The sequence below is a fragment of the Dactylosporangium sp. NPDC050588 genome, assembly GCF_040654975.1.
Taxonomy (GTDB): domain Bacteria; phylum Actinomycetota; class Actinomycetes; order Mycobacteriales; family Micromonosporaceae; genus Dactylosporangium; species Dactylosporangium maewongense.
Map to the genome: position 1 here is coordinate 34,383 of NZ_JBFAJA010000050.1, position 12,121 is coordinate 46,503.

Here is a 12,121-nt window from a genome sequence, read left to right on the forward strand (position 1 = left end):
CACGAAAACCAACCGGCGTCACACAGGAAGATGCTCGCCGCCCGGCACGGGGTTCAAAAGTCGTGTCGGCGCCGTGTCGGTCCCGTGTCAGCGGGCCCGCGCACGGTGGTGGCATGACGGATCTGATGGTCGAGGCCGAGGGCCTCGTCAAGCGGTTCGGGGAGACGAGGGCGCTGCAGGGCGTCGACCTCGCCGTCCCCCGGGGCACCGTGCACGGCGTGCTCGGCCCCAACGGCGCGGGCAAGACCACCGCCGTGCGCATCCTGTCGACGCTGCTGCGCCCGGACGCCGGCAGCGCCCGGATCGGCGGCGCCGACGTCGTCCGCGACGCCCAGCGGGTGCGGTCCAGGATCGGGCTGACCGGCCAGTACGCGAGCGTCGACGAGGACCTGACCGGCCGGCAGAACCTGGTGCTGTTCGGCACGCTGCTCGACCTGCGCAAGCCGGCGGCGAAGGCGCGGGCCGCGGAGCTGCTGGAGTGGTTCGACCTGACCGAGGCCGCGGACCGGCCCGCGAAGACCTACTCGGGCGGCATGCGGAGAAGGCTCGACCTGGCCGCGAGCCTCGTCGGCCGGCCGGACGTGATCTTCCTGGACGAGCCGACCACCGGCCTGGACCCGTCGAAGCGCGAGGACATGTGGGGCGTCGTGCGCACCCTGGTCCGCGACGGTTCGACGGTGCTGCTGACCACGCAGTACCTGGAGGAGGCCGAGGCCCTCGCGGACGAGATCACCGTCATCGACCACGGGCGGGTCATCGCCAACGACACGCCGGACCGGCTCAAGCGGATCGTCGGCGGGCAGACCCTCGAGGTGCGCCCCACGAACCCGGCCGATCTGGAGAAGACCGGGCTGATCCTGGCCGCGGTCGCCACCGGCGGGCAGACCGCCGAGCAGACCCGCAAGGGCGTCCTGTCGGTGCCGGTCGCCGGCGACGAGGCACTCACCGAGGCCGTCGCCCGGCTCGCCACGGCGGGGATCGCCGTCACCGAGCTCTCGATGCACCTGCCCAGCCTCGACGAGGTCTTCTTCACCCTGACCGGCAAGCCCAAGGAAGAGGTCGCAGCCGCATGACCGCCGTAGCCGTCCTGCCCGAGAACAAGGTCCACAAGGGCCCGTTCCGAGGCGTACGCCACTCGCTGGAGCTCACGAAACGCAGCCTGATCAAGACCTGGCGGACCCCGGAGGCGCTGATCGACGTCACGGTCCAGCCGGCCCTGTTCATGGTCATCTTCGTCTACATCTTCGGCGGCGCGGTCGCCGGCGGCACGCACCAGTACCTGCAGTTCCTCATGCCGGGCATCCTGGCCCAGACCGTCGCGATGGGCGCCATCTCGATCGGCGTCAACCTCAACAGCGACCTGGAGAAGGGCATCTTCGACCGGTTCCGGTCGCTGCCGATCGCCCGTTCCGCGCCGCTCATCGGCGCCGTGCTGGGCGACGTCGTCCGGTACGTCGTCGTGAGCATCTCGACGTTCGCGTTCGCCTACCTGATGGGGTTCCGGCTGCACGCCAGCCCGGTGCACGCGGTCGCCGGCTGCCTGCTCGCGGTGCTGTTCGGCCTGTGCCTGAGCTGGGCGCTGGTGTTCGTGGGGATGCTGGTGCGCACGTCCGGCGCGGTGCAGGGCATCGGTTTCCTGGTGATCATGCCGCTGACGTTCGCGTCGAACGTGTTCGTCGGCGTGGCGACGCTGCCGGGCTGGATGCAGGGGTTCGTGAAGGTCAACCCGCTGACGCACCTGGTCGAGTCGATGCGGGCGCTGTTCCTCGGCACCCCGGTCGGCGACCACGTGTGGTGGACGCTCGGCTGGTGCGCCGCCTTCGTCGCGGTGTTCATGCCCCTCGCGCTAGCCGCCTACCGCAAGAAGGTCTGACATCAGCGCGCGGATGCGGTCGATGGCCTCGGTCACCGGCCGCTCGCGCCACCCCCAGCCGTCCCCGCCGGAACCGCCAGCGCCACCGGAGCCGCCGGAGCCACCGGAGCCGCCGGAGCCACCGGAGCCGCCGGAGCCGCCGGAGCCGCCGGAGCCGAGGGGGAAGTCGCCGCCGGGGAAGAGGTGCTCGGGGTTGCCGCCGACCCGCAGCCCGAGCGTCCACAGCTCGTCGGCGGCACCGAGCCCACCATGAGCCGCCAGCGCCGCCCCCGCGAGGGCCCACGCCCCCAGGATCGGCACGTCCTGCGTGGACAGCGCCTCGTCCCGCGCCAGCAGCAGCAACGCGGCGGCCCGGTCGGCGTCGTCCAGCCCCAGGCACAGCACGGCCACGGCGCTGCGGTACAGCACCCGCAGCTGCGGGACGGCCGGCTCCATCGTGTCGACGAGGGCCACGACCCGCGTCATGTGCGCCAGCGCCCCGGGGTGGTCGCCGTGCGCCATCGCCAGCTGGGCGAGCACCAGCGACGCCAGCCCGGCGTCGTGCTCCTGGCTGTCGGGCGAGCCCGCCACCGCCCTGAGCCGCTCCGCCGCGGCCGCGTCGCCGCCGAACGCCGCCCGCGCGTCGAGCATCACCCGGATCGAGCCGACGTCCTCGGTGGCGCCGAGCAGGTCCATGTGCCGTTCGCTGCGCCGCAGCCACTCGTGCGCGTCCGGGCCGCCGCGGGCGCCGATGCTCTGCGCGGCGGTGCCCATCCCCCAGTGGTCGCCGACCTCCTCGAAGCACCGGTACGCGGCGGTCGCGTCGGCGACGGACTCGGCGAGCGCGCCCAGGTTCTCCTTGACGGTGGCCCGGAAGTAGTAGCCGAAGCCGCGCACGTAGGGGTCGGGGTCCGCGATGAGCGCGGTCGCGCCGGCCGCGTGGTCGAGGTAGGGCGTGGCGAGCCGCCGGACCATCGAGGCGAGCGTCCACGCCCGGTCCGAGATCTCCGCGCGCCGCGTGCCGAGGGCCCGCAGCATCCGCAGGACCAGCGCGAAGAGGCGGGTCGTGTCCCGGACGAACGCGTTGAGCCCGGTGAACAGGCACAGCCAGGTGGCCCGATCGGCGTCGACCGAGGCGAGCGCGAAGCGGCGCCGCGCCAGCGGGTCGCCGACCCGGAACACCCGCAGCGCCCAGGCGACGACCTCGGCGTGCAGGCCGCGGACCGTCCACAGGTGGGCCAGGGGCAGCATCACGTCGACGGTCGCGGCGTCGTCCTCGTGCTCCAGCGCCCAGCGCAGCGCCGTGACGAGGTTGTCCTGCTCGGCCGAGCAGCGCCGGAACGCCGGCAGCTGTGCCGGGGACCGGAACCGTGCTGCGAGGTCGGCGGACTCGGCCGCCGCCCACCGGACCAGGCCCGCCATCGCCGCGTCGCGGGTGCCGGCGCCGTCGAGGCGCACCTCGCCGTATTCGCGGACCGTCTCCAGCATGCGGTACCGCAGCGCGCCGTCCTCGCCCGCGTCCAGGACCAGCAGCGACTGCTCGACCAGCGTCGCCAGCCCCCGGCGGACGTCCCGGCCGCCGACCACGGCGCCCGCCAGGGCTGCGGTGAACGGCGCCGGGATCACCGCCAGCCGCTCCAGCAGCTCCCGGTCGGCGCCGCCGAGCAGCTCGCGGCTCCAGTCGACCAGCGCCCACAGGCTCGCGTGCCGGTCGGGCAGGCCGCGCAGCGCGGCGTCGAGCAGCCCGAACCGGTCGGCGAGCCCGGCCAGGACGTCGTCGATCGGCATGTGCCGCAGCCGGGCCGCGGCGAGCTCCAGCGCGAGCGGCAGGTTGTCGAGCCGGTGGCACAGCTCCAGGGCCCGGTCCGGGTCGGCCGGCACGCCGCCGCCGGCCCGGACCCGCGCGTCGAGGAGGTCGAGCGCGGCGTCGTCCGCCAGGGTCCCGAGCCGGTGCACGACCTCGCCGGGCAGGCTCAGCGGCGCCCGGCTGGTCGCGAGCACGGCGAGCTCCGGCGCCTCGGCCAGCGCCGTCAGCTCCGCGGCGGCGCCGGCCGCGCCGTCCAGGACGTGTTCGCAGTTGTCGAGCACCACAAGACCGCGCAGCTCCTGTACGGCCAGCCGGAGCCGCTCCCGCGAATCCACCCCCCGCCACTGCGCCGTGCCGGCCGCGAGGTCCGCCGCACCGACCGCGGCGAGGACGGCGGGCAGGACGTCCGCGTCGGTGCGCAGGGCGGCCAGCTCCACCACGTGGACGGGCCGCCCTTCGGTCACGGCCAGCCGGGCGACCTCGGCGGCGAGCCGGGTCTTGCCGGCTCCGCCGGCGGCGACCACGGTCACCAGCGGCGCGGACGCCAGGGCCGCGCGCACCGCGGTCACGTCGCCGTCGCGCCCGACCAGGGTCGTCACCGCCCGCCGCCAGCCCGCCGGCAGCAGCGCCGTTCGGGGCTCCGCCCGCGGGGCGAGCTCCCCCCGGAGCAGCGCCACGTGCACCGCCGCGACCGCCGCGGACGGGTCGGCGCCGTAGCCGTCGGCGAGGGCGGCGCGCAGGCGCTCCACGACGTCGAGGGCCTCGGCGTCGCGGCCCTGCGCGGCGAGCACCCGCACCAGCAGCACCACCGACGGCTCGTGCGGCGGCTGGTCCGCGACGAGGCGGCGCAGATCGGTCTCGTCCGCGGGCACGCCGGCGGCGAGGGCGGCCTCCGCGGCGAGGCCGGCGACGTCGGCGAGGAGCGGGGTCGAGCGGTCCGGCACCTCCGGGAACAGCGCCCGCGCCGCACAGGCCGCCTCCCGCGCCCGCTCGTGGTCGCCGGCGTCGAGCGCCTTCCGGCCGCCGTCGAGCAGCGACCTCGCGACGACGGCGTCGACCTCCACGGCGCTCGCGGGCAGCAGGTAGCCGCCGGGGGCCGCGGTGATCGGCAGCCCCAGCCGCCGGGCCCGGGAGATCAGCGCCTGCACCGCGCCGGGCGCGTCGTCGGGCGGGCCGTCGTCCCAGACGGCGTCGGCGAGCGCGCCGACGGACACCGCCCGGCCGCGCGCCTCGACCAGCGCCCGCACCACGGCCGCCAGCCGTGCGCCCTTCACCGGCCGGCCGTCGACGGCCAGCTCCCCCAGTGTCGTGACGCGCATGGCTCGATCATGCCGGGGGTCCGGGCAGACGGACGCCCCGGGGGAGGGCCCCGGGGCGTCCGCCGCTACGTGTTGCCGGCCCGCGTCCTAGACGTGGGTCCACCAGTCCCAGGTGCCGGAGTTCGGCGCGGACTGGACGCGGTGCCAGACCTTGCCGTCACCACCGACGACGAAGACCTCCATGATCCCGTCGGCCCGCGTGAAGGCGGTCGGGTTGCTGAAGATCAGGCCGCTGAGGTTGGTCCAGCCGCTCCACTGGCTCGGGTCGGCGGCGTCAATCTCGGTGTTCGAGTACAGGTTGCCGTCGGTGCCCCGGATGAACACCGCGATGGTGCCGTCGGCGTTCTGCGCGGTCTCGATGTCGTCCGCGTACATCCAGTTGCCGAGGCGGACCCACCAGGCGAACGAGCCGTCGCCGTTCTGCAGCCGGTACCAGATCGCGTGGTCGCCGCCGATGGCGAAGACCGTGAGCCGGCCGTTGGCGTTCTTGACCGCGACCGGGTCGCTGAAGATCAGGCCGCTGAGGTTGGTCCACGCGCCCCAGGTGCCGTCGGCGGCCTGGACGCTGGTGTAGAGGTTGTTGTCACCGCCACGGGCGAAGATCTGCTGCAGGCCGTCGCTGTTGGCGATGATCGGGCCGCTCATGGCACCGGTGGTGCCGGGCGCGGCGGCCTTGGTGGTGATCGTGGTGGTGGCCGCGGTGCTGTACGCCGTCGGGCTGGCGTAGGCGACGACGGTGACGTCGTACGCGGTGCCGGCCGCCAGGCCGTTGATCGTGCAGGTGACGGCCGGGGCGACCGCGGTGCAGCTCAGGGCGCCGGAGCTGGCCTGAGCGGGCTCGGACGGGGTGGCGGTCGCGACGTAGTACACGACGGCGGCACCACCGACGGGAGCGGCTGCGGTCCAGGCGAGCGTCGCCGAGGTGGCGGAGACGTCGTCGTCGGCCGGCGGGGTGACGACCGGCGGGCCCGGCTTCGGCACCACGGCCGGGGTGACCGTCGCGGGCGTGGAGGCGACGCCGGTCGACGCCGTGCCGTTGGCGTTGATCGACATGACGCCCGTGTTGTACACGGTCGCGTTCGTCAGACCGGTGATCGTGCAGGTCAGCTTGTCGGTGATGCAGTACTTGACGACGCCACCGGCGATCGCGGCGGCCCGGTACTTGGCGACGGTGCCGGACGCGGGCGCGACCCAGGTCAGCGTCGCCTCGCCGTCGCCACCGGTCACGGTGACGTCAGTGGGGTCGTTCACCGTGCCCAGGATGTAGATCGCGCCGGAGGCCGCGGGGTCCGAGCTGAGCCCGTCCTTGGTGGCGGTCACCTTGAACTCGTACGAGAAGCCCGGCGCGACCGCGGTGCCACCACAGGTCACCGCCATCGAACCGGCGACGACGGGGCACGTGATGCCGGGAATGGCGACGCCCTCTTTGTACGCGTCGACCGTGTAGGTGACGCCCGCCGTCGGCGAGGCACCCCACGACACGGTGGGAACGCCCGCGGTGGTGGTGGCGGCGACCACGTCGACCGGCGCCTCGGGGCCGACACCCGGCGTGGCACCGACGCTGGCGCTGCTGGCCGCGGAGTTCGGGACCGAGTTGGCGCCGTTCGTCACGACCTTGAAGGTGTACTCCGTGCCGTCGGTCAGGCCGGTGATCTTGCAGCTGTTGCTCAGCGCGTTGGTCGCGCTCGTGCAGGTCTTGCCCGTCGTGACCCCACCGAGGTAGGCGGTCGCGGTGTAGTTGGCGACGGTGGACAGGGCGTTCGCCGCGCCGGTCCACACCACGTTGACCTCACCGGTCTTGCCCGTGGCGACCGGGGTCCCGATGGCGGGCGGGGCCAGCACGGGCGTCATCACACCGGTCACGGTGGCGTCGGCGACGAGCGTGGCGCCCTGCGGGTCGACGGTGATCGTGTACGTCGTGCCGGCGATCAGCCCCGTCAGCGTGCAGGGACCGCCGGCCTTCGCGGCGACCTGGCAGGACTGGTCGGGCGACGAGCCGGCGTCCGGGCCGTCCGCGTTGACGATGTAGGCAGGGCTTGTGTTGACGTCCGTGGCGTTCGGCTCGTCCGGGGTCACCGTGACGACCAGCGTCTCGTTGGGACCCAGCGCCGACACGCCGGTGACGCTGGCGAGGACCGCCGCCGAGGCGGGCTGCTGGGCCACCAACAGGGAGCCTGTCGCCACCGTCAGAACAACCGCCGAGCCGAGCAGGCCGCGTCTGGGCCCTGCCCGGCGGTCGCGCGGTTTGCTCACTTGAATCATTGCGTCCAACCCCCCGTTGCGAGGCGCCAGCTACGGTGCCGACGCGCCATCTCCTAGCAATGTAGGGCGGTGTTGTACTTTCCGGAGCAAATTAGGTAATAAGGCTCTTCGACAGGTGGCCAGCACTCTTCGTGTGCTAGTGAACACGTTCGGCTCACCAGCCGCGATCGGCGCGATGCCCGAAAAAACTTCCGTGGAGGATGTAGACATCGAAGGCGGCGCTCCGACGTACCAGGCGAGCGACGGAAACTGCCGTCGTCCACGCGAGGAGAGCCCGATGAAGTACGTCATCCTGATCCACTCGAACCCGCAGCCCTGGGGCCACCCGACCAGCGACTACCTCGCGGCCCACAAGGCACTGCCCGGCGAGGTCCGCAAGCGGCTGAACGCCGAGTTCGAGCAGGTGATGACCGAGTTGCAGGCCAACGGCGAGCTGCTCGGCGGCGAGGCGCTCGGCGACCCGGCGAACGCCCGGCTGTACCGGTGGCGCGACGGCGAGCCCCTCGCCAGCGACGGGCCGTACTCGGAGGCGAAGGAGCACCTCGCCGGCTTCTTCCTGATCGACGTCGACAGCCAGGCGCGGGCCGAGGCGGTCGCCGCCCGGTTCTCCGGCCCGGACGAGACGGTGGAGCTGCGCCCGATGATGTGGCCCGGCGGCGACGACCAATGACCGGTTCGGTGCTCGGTGACGTGTGGCGCCGGGAGGCGCCGCACGTCCTCGGGGCGTTGCTGCGCAAGTACGGCGACCTCGGCGACTGCGAGGAGGCGCTGCAGGACGCCGCCGAGGTGGCCGCCGCCCGGTGGCCCGTCGACGGGGTGCCCGACTCGCCGCGGGCCTGGCTGATCACCGTGGCCTCCCGGCGGCTGATCGACCGGGCCCGGGCGGACTCGGCCCGGACCCGGCGCGAGACGCTGGACGCGGCCCAGCGCCCGGCCACGACGGAGGAGGCGACGACCGAGGACGGCGACGACACGCTGCGGCTGTTCTTCCTCTGCTGCCATCCGGCGCTGACCCGGCCGTCGCAGGTCGCGCTCTGCCTGCGCTCGGTGGCCGGCCTGGGCGTGGAGCAGATCGCGGCCGCGTACCTCGTGCCGGCCCGCACGATGACGCAGCGCCTCAGCCGTGCGCGGATCGCGCTGCGCCAGGCCGGTGCGCGCTTCGTCATGCCGTCGCCTGAGGAGCTGCCCGACCGGGTCGCCGCGGTCATCGACGTGTGCCACCTGGTCTTCACCGAGGGCTATGCTCGGACGTCGGGCGAGGCGCTGCTCGACGTGCAGCTCGCCGAGGAGGCGATCCGGCTGGTCCGGCAGCTGCACGCTGCGCTGCCCGACCACGCCGAGGTCGCCGGCGCGCTGGCCCTCATGCTGCTCACGCACGCCCGGTCCGCCGCCCGCGTCGACGCCGCCGGCGACCTCGTGCCGCTCGCCGAGCAGGACCGGCTCCGCTGGCGGCACGACCTGATCACCGAGGGCGTCGAGCTGCTGGAGCGCACCCTGCCCCGCGGGCACGTGGGCCGGTTCCAGCTGCAGGCCGCGATCGCCGCCGTCCACGCCGAGGCCGCGACCTACGAGGAGACCGACTGGCTGCAGATCAGCGTGCTCTACGACATGCTGAGCAAGGTCGCGCCCGGCCCGGCCGTCACCCTGAACCACGCCGTCGCCGTCGCCATGGCACACGGACCCGCGGCCGGCCTGGCCATGCTCGAGCCGCTGCTGGACGACCCCGCCATGCAGCGTCATCACCGGCTGTACGCGGTCCGCGCCCACCTGCTCGACCTCAGCGGCGACCCGGACGGCGCGGTCGAGCAGTACCGTATCGCCGCCCGCCTCACGGCGAGCCTGCCGGAGCAGCGCTACCTCAACCGCAAGCTGGCCCGCTGAGCGTCACGGTGACGGCCGGGGACGGCCGGTGGACAGGCCATCGGGTAACACGTCCGGCCGCCGGCCCGATTTGCCGGTAGTGCCGGCTGCGCAACCCGGCGCCGATGGCCGAGCGCATCCTGTACATCGCGGGCATGCTCGACTCGTTCGGGCTCTCGATGACCGCGCAGGGCACCTCGGTGCCGGCGGCGTACCGGATCGAGACGGCCGCCACGGCGGAGGCGACCGGGGTGGCCGACGCGGCGGAGGTGACCTGAGCGCCGCCCGTGGCCGGGGTAACGGATGTGCGCGGTCGCACCACCGGACAGTAGGCTTGCGCAGGGTCGATGAAGAGGCCCCCCGCCGCTGGTGGGGGGCCTCTTCCATGCAGCTGCCGACGGAAGAGTGGCGATCGTGGCGAGTGAGACAGACAACGACTGGGTCGACCGGTTCGCGGACGAGGTGATCGCGGCGTCGCAGCGACGCGCCCCGGGCAAGCCGGTGGTCTGCGCGTCCGGCCTCAGCCCGTCCGGCCCCGTCCACCTCGGCAACCTCCGCGAGGTGATGACCCCGCACCTGGTCGCGGACGAGATCCGCCGGCGCGGGCACGACGTGGTCCACATCATCTCGTGGGACGACTACGACCGCTTCCGGAAGGTGCCCGCGGGGGTCGCGGGGATCGACGAGTCGTGGGCGCAGCACATCGGCAAGCCGCTGAGTGCCGTGCCGGCGCCTGCGGGCAGCGAGCACCCGAACTGGGCGGAGCACTTCAAGGCCGCCATGATCGCGTCGCTGGCCGAGCTCGGGGTGGAGTACCGGGGGATCAGCCAGACGGAGATGTACACGTCCGGCGCCTACCGCGAGCAGATCCTGCTCGCCATGCGCGAGCGCGCCCGGATCGACGCGGTCCTGGCGCGGTACCGGACGAAGAAGCCCGCCGCGGCGGCCGCGGCAGGCGCGAGCGAGGCCGAGGCCGAGGCGGTGGAGGGCTCCGGCGCCGCGAGCGAGGACGACGGGACCGCCGCGACCGGCTACTACCCGTACAAGCCGTACTGCGGCAGCTGCGGCACCGACCTCACCACCGTCGTGTCCTATGACGACGACACCACCGAGCTGACCTACACGTGCGTCTGCGGGTTCACCGAGACCGTGCTGCTGTCGGAGTTCAACCGCGGCAAGCTGGTGTGGAAGGTCGACTGGCCGATGCGCTGGGCCTACGAGGGCGTGATCTTCGAGCCGTCGGGGGTCGACCACTCGTCGCCGGGCTCGTCGTTCCAGGTCGGCGGGCAGATCGTCACCGAGGTGTTCGGCGGCGAGCAGCCGATCGGGCCGATGTACGCGTTCGTCGGCATCAGCGGCATGGCGAAGATGAGCAGCTCCCGCGGCGCGGTGCCGACGCCCGCCGACGCGCTGGAGATCATGGAGGCGCCGCTGCTGCGGTGGCTGTACGCGCGACGCCGCCCCAACCAGTCGTTCCAGGTCGCGTTCGACCAGGAGATCCAGCGCATCTACGACGAGTGGGACGCGCTGGAGAAGCGCTACACGGCCGGCACCGCGGTCCCCGCCGACCGCTCCGCCTACCTGCGGGCCTCCCGGACGGCGGCGCTGGAGCTGCCCCGGACGCCGCGCACGGTGCCGTTCCGGACGCTCGCCTCCATCGTCGACATCACCACCGGGCAGGCCGAGCAGACCCTGCGGATCCTGCGCGACCTCGACGCGGAGCAGCCGATCACGTCGCTGGACGAGGTCCGGCCGAGGCTCGACCGGGCGCAGCACTGGGTGAACACGCAGGTGCCGGCCGAGTCGCGGACCAAGGTCCTCGACGAGCCCGACAAGGCGCTGCTCGACTCGCTGACCGCCGAGCAGCGCGAGTCGCTGCGCCTGCTGCTGGCCGGGCTCGACGACCACTGGTCGCTCGACGGCCTGACCACCCTGCTCTACGGCGTGCCGAAGGTGATGGCCGGCCTCCCGCTGGACACCAAGCCGACCGCCGAGCTGAAGGTGGCGCAGCGCAGCTTCTTCGCGCTCCTGTACCACCTGCTGGTCGGCCGCGACACCGGGCCGCGCCTGCCCACCCTGCTGCTCGCCGTCGGCGCCGACCGCGTCCGGGCGCTGCTGTCCTGAGACGGCGGTGGCCCGCCGGGGTTCCGGCGGGCCACCCCGACACGGGCGCGGCCGGATCCTGAGCTGGCCGGCCCGCACCGAGCGCTTCCTGCTCCGGCGGGAGCGATCGCGCCGGAGGACGGGTCACCGTGCCGGAGCCGGCGGCACCTGCCAGCGCTGCTGCCTCGTGCCGGCGCAGCGGGTGATGTACGGCCTGCCGCCCCACTCCGTCAGGCACTGCTTCGAGGAGCGGGTGACCAGCGCGCCCCGGACGGCGTCCCACTGCTGCGCGACGGCACCGGAGCAGGCGCCCAGCCGCAGCGAGGCGTCCAGGCAGCGGCCCGCCGTGCGCAGCGTGCCGTCGGCGACGAGCGTCCAGGTCTGCGCCGCGGCGCCGGAGCAGCGGCGCAGCCGCACGGACGCGTCCAGGCAGAGCCCGGCGGACCCGACCAGCGGCCCCGACGCGGCGCCGGAGACGGCCGCGGGCACGACACCGGACTCGGCACCGGACCCAGCGCCGGACTCAGCACCGGACCCAGCGGCCGGCGCGGACCCGAGGCCCGCCTCGACCGGCGGCGGGAGGACGGCCATCTGCAGCCGGCCGGACGCTGGCGCGGAGTCCGCGGAGGGCGCGGACGTCGCGGGCCGGTCGCCGGCCGACAGTGCCAGGGCGGTCGTCGCGGTCGTCACGACCAGCACCGTCCACGCGAACGCGGGGTGGTGCCGCCCCGCCCGGCGATGCGCCGGCCGGGAGCCCGGCGATGCCGGCGGTGCCGGATTCACGAGGGTCATCCAGGAATGCCGTGGGTGGTATTCCGGCGGTTCGGGGCGCGCCACCGCCGGTGCGTTGTTGGGGTGTGCCGCGGGTGGAATCTGATGGTGCGCGATGACTCTCACGTATGGGCGGACCAGCACCGG

9 protein-coding genes are annotated in these 12,121 nt (G+C 73.9%); 6 read left to right on the plus strand and 3 right to left on the minus strand.

Annotation, left to right across the window (positions count from 1 at the left end; translation table 11 throughout):
• The first annotated feature begins 113 nt into the window (after positions 1–113).
• Positions 114–1,073 carry an ATP-binding cassette domain-containing protein gene (locus AB0I21_RS31440; protein ID WP_360566574.1) on the plus strand — a complete coding sequence of 320 codons (960 nt, stop codon included), beginning with the start codon at positions 114–116 and terminating at the stop codon, positions 1,071–1,073.
• On the plus strand, positions 1,070–1,873 hold the full coding sequence (locus AB0I21_RS31445; RefSeq protein WP_360566576.1) for an ABC transporter permease: 804 nt from the start codon (positions 1,070–1,072) through the stop codon (positions 1,871–1,873). Before AB0I21_RS31440 ends, AB0I21_RS31445 begins: the two co-directional genes overlap by 4 nt.
• Here AB0I21_RS31445 and AB0I21_RS31450 read toward each other — a convergent pair.
• Together AB0I21_RS31450 and AB0I21_RS31455 are read right to left on the minus strand one after the other, a co-directional pair.
• The gene (locus AB0I21_RS31450; RefSeq protein ID WP_360566578.1) at positions 1,847–4,978 is read right to left on the minus strand and encodes a BTAD domain-containing putative transcriptional regulator; all 3,132 of its coding nucleotides are present in this window, start codon (positions 4,976–4,978) and stop codon (positions 1,847–1,849) included. The two genes, AB0I21_RS31445 and AB0I21_RS31450, sit on opposite strands and share 27 nt — an antisense overlap.
• 87 nt (positions 4,979–5,065) lie before the next feature.
• A complete protein-coding gene (locus tag AB0I21_RS31455; RefSeq protein WP_360566579.1) occupies positions 5,066–7,141 on the minus strand; it encodes a fibronectin type III domain-containing protein in 2,076 nt (691 codons plus the stop codon).
• Positions 7,142–7,517: 376 nt separating this feature from the next.
• On the opposite strand from AB0I21_RS31455, the gene AB0I21_RS31460 reads away from it, so the two are divergent.
• The 4 genes from AB0I21_RS31460 (at position 7,518) to lysS (ending at position 11,224) form a co-directional block, all read left to right on the plus strand.
• On the plus strand, positions 7,518–7,910 hold the full coding sequence (locus tag AB0I21_RS31460) for a YciI family protein (protein WP_360566581.1): 393 nt from the start codon (positions 7,518–7,520) through the stop codon (positions 7,908–7,910).
• Positions 7,907–9,121: a DUF6596 domain-containing protein gene (locus AB0I21_RS31465; RefSeq protein ID WP_360566583.1), complete on the plus strand. Its 1,215-nt coding sequence runs from the start codon at positions 7,907–7,909 to the stop codon at positions 9,119–9,121. Before AB0I21_RS31460 ends, AB0I21_RS31465 begins: the two co-directional genes overlap by 4 nt.
• 104 nt (positions 9,122–9,225) lie before the next feature.
• The gene (locus tag AB0I21_RS31470) at positions 9,226–9,378 is read left to right on the plus strand and encodes a hypothetical protein (protein WP_360566585.1); all 153 of its coding nucleotides are present in this window, start codon (positions 9,226–9,228) and stop codon (positions 9,376–9,378) included.
• A gap of 136 nt (positions 9,379–9,514) precedes the next feature.
• Complete coding sequence (gene lysS, locus AB0I21_RS31475) at positions 9,515–11,224, plus strand: lysine--tRNA ligase (RefSeq protein ID WP_360566586.1); 1,710 nt, start codon at positions 9,515–9,517, stop codon at positions 11,222–11,224.
• A gap of 123 nt (positions 11,225–11,347) precedes the next feature.
• On the opposite strand, the gene AB0I21_RS31480 is transcribed toward lysS, so the two are convergent.
• Complete coding sequence (locus AB0I21_RS31480) at positions 11,348–11,893, minus strand: RICIN domain-containing protein (protein ID WP_360566588.1); 546 nt, start codon at positions 11,891–11,893, stop codon at positions 11,348–11,350.
• Between the last annotated feature and the right edge of the window lie 228 nt (positions 11,894–12,121).

What these genes read in the sequence shown, in the direction of transcription:
- AB0I21_RS31440 (WP_360566574.1), top strand. Translation starts at nt 114, where the DNA reads ATGACGGATCTGATGGTCGAGGCCGAGGGCCTCGTCAAGCGGTTCGGG.
- AB0I21_RS31445 (WP_360566576.1), top strand. Translation starts at nt 1,070, where the DNA reads ATGACCGCCGTAGCCGTCCTGCCCGAGAACAAGGTCCACAAGGGCCCG.
- AB0I21_RS31450 (WP_360566578.1), bottom strand. Translation starts at nt 4,978, where the DNA reads ATGCGCGTCACGACACTGGGGGAGCTGGCCGTCGACGGCCGGCCGGTG.
- AB0I21_RS31460 (WP_360566581.1), top strand. Translation starts at nt 7,518, where the DNA reads ATGAAGTACGTCATCCTGATCCACTCGAACCCGCAGCCCTGGGGCCAC.
- AB0I21_RS31465 (WP_360566583.1), top strand. Translation starts at nt 7,907, where the DNA reads ATGACCGGTTCGGTGCTCGGTGACGTGTGGCGCCGGGAGGCGCCGCAC.
- AB0I21_RS31470 (WP_360566585.1), top strand. Translation starts at nt 9,226, where the DNA reads ATGGCCGAGCGCATCCTGTACATCGCGGGCATGCTCGACTCGTTCGGG.